The organism is Mycobacteriales bacterium (genome assembly GCA_036497565.1).
In the GTDB taxonomy this organism is placed as follows: domain Bacteria; phylum Actinomycetota; class Actinomycetes; order Mycobacteriales; family QHCD01; genus DASXJE01.
Genome location: DASXJE010000260.1, coordinates 1 through 1,683 on the forward strand (window position 1 = coordinate 1; position 1,683 = coordinate 1,683).

Here is a 1,683-nt window from a genome sequence, read left to right on the forward strand (position 1 = left end):
GCGCGTCGATGTCAACTCGCAGCCAGCCGTCCATCTCCCGTCCGCGCATGACGAACCGGCTCGCTCGGGGATCGACGATCAGGGTGTCGGTCTGTGCCGGATCGACGCGCAGCAGCAGGCCGCCCTGACGGCTTGCGCTGACCGCCATGTGTCCGGCAACAATGAAGGCCAGGCCGCCGAACATGGGCTTCTCGACGACTCCGGGCTCGCTGGCCAGAATCTCGCGGAGCCGGTTGGCAATATCGACGTCGTACGCCACGGCGGCAGTATCCCGGGGTGACACCTGTTTGACCATGCCCAGTCGGACGCAATCCGCGCGCCGAGTGCGGGCCGCTCTCCGGTTTGCGTCCGTGCAGCCGCTGGCCCGAGACTTCCTGCCGTGTCACTGCGACTGCGACCAGTGCGTGAGGACGACGTTGCCACGCTCGAGACGTCGACAGCGGATGATCGCGAGGCCGCCAAGAGGTTGGGTGGCATGAGCTACCGGACGTGGTGGCGGTTGGTTCGTGACGACCCGAACCGCCATGGCTGGATTGTGGTCGATGACGAGCGGCCGGTCGGTTATCTCGATGCCGAACGGGACGGCGCACGGGTCTGGATTGCACTGCTGGTGTTCCGGCACTCCCGAGGACGGGGGTACGCGGCCGAGATAGCGCGATTGGCCCTCGGCGAGGATGTCCTCGCCTCGGCGGAGTCCGTCGTGGGTGCGGTTGAACAGGACAATGTGGCGAGCCGGCGGGCGGCCACCGCAGCGGGGTTCACGGAGACCGGGGTCGACGATGACGGGCTGGTTCTCTGGACTCGCAAGATCGTCGCTAGCGAGTAACGGGCAGTCCCGAAAAGCACCGGCGGATCTACCAGGGCAGGGTGCCTTCGGCGTCGAAGTAGCCTCCGGTCGGGTCGTCAGGACCCACCCGTGCCATGCGCACGATGATCTCGGCGCCTTCCTCGACGGTCTGCACGCCGGTGTTCCCGTTCAGGTCGGTACTGGTGAAGCCGGGTTCGACCGCGTTGATCCGCATGGTCGGGAACGCCTTCGCGTACTGCACGGTGAGCATGTTGACCGCGGCCTTCGACGCCGGGTAGGCGACGCCCGGGTAGGCGTAGGACCTGCCGCCCGGCGTGGTGAGCCGGGTCAGCGAGGCCAGCCCGCTGCTGACGTTGACCACGACCGGAGCAGCTGAACGCAGCAACAGCGGGAGAAACGCATGGAGGACGCGCACGGTGCCGAAGACGTTCGTCTCGAACGTGCGCCGCATCAGGTCGGCGGTCAGGTCCCCGGCGCCGACCACGACGTTGCTACTCGTCCACTCCTCTGCGATACCGGCGTTGTTGACCAGTACGTCCAGCCCTCCGTCGGCCTCGACGGTCTTCACCGCGGCCGCCACGGACGCGTCGTCGGTGACGTCGAGCTGGACTGCCCGCGCGCCCAGCTGCTCGGCGGCCCGGCGCCCGCGTTCGGCGTCCCGGCTGCCGAGATAGACGGTGTGGCCGCCGGCGATGAGCTGGCGCGCGGTCTCGAAGCCGAGACCCTTGTTCGCCCCGGTGATCAGTGTTGCTGTCATGCTTCAACGCTAGGATTTAGAGCGTGCTCGAAGTCAAGCCGCAGCCGGTACCCGGGTCCACTCACGCCGATCCCCAGGCGGGCCTGAGCATCGCCGAGGCCGCCCGCCGCGCCGGGGT

3 protein-coding genes are annotated in these 1,683 nt (G+C 68.1%); 1 reads left to right on the plus strand and 2 read right to left on the minus strand.

Annotated features, from left to right (window positions below):
• Window positions 1-259, minus strand: a 259-nt coding sequence (locus VGH85_21025; GenBank protein HEY2176298.1) for a TfoX/Sxy family protein, incomplete at its 3' end; no start/stop codon positions are given.
• Window positions 260-379: 120 nt separating this feature from the next.
• On the opposite strand from VGH85_21025, the gene VGH85_21030 reads away from it, so the two are divergent.
• Complete coding sequence (locus tag VGH85_21030) at window positions 380-826, plus strand: GNAT family N-acetyltransferase (protein ID HEY2176299.1); 447 nt, start codon at window positions 380-382, stop codon at window positions 824-826.
• A 28-nt stretch (window positions 827-854) separates the two neighbouring features.
• Here VGH85_21030 and VGH85_21035 read toward each other — a convergent pair whose 3' ends face one another.
• Window positions 855-1,565, minus strand: coding sequence for an SDR family oxidoreductase (locus VGH85_21035; GenBank protein HEY2176300.1), 711 nt, complete (start codon window positions 1,563-1,565; stop codon window positions 855-857).
• Window positions 1,566-1,683 lie beyond the last annotated feature (118 nt).

Coding starts and splice junctions, on each gene's coding strand:
- VGH85_21035 (HEY2176300.1), bottom strand. CDS start 1,565: ATGACAGCAACACTGATCACCGGGGCGAACAAGGGTCTCGGCTTCGAG.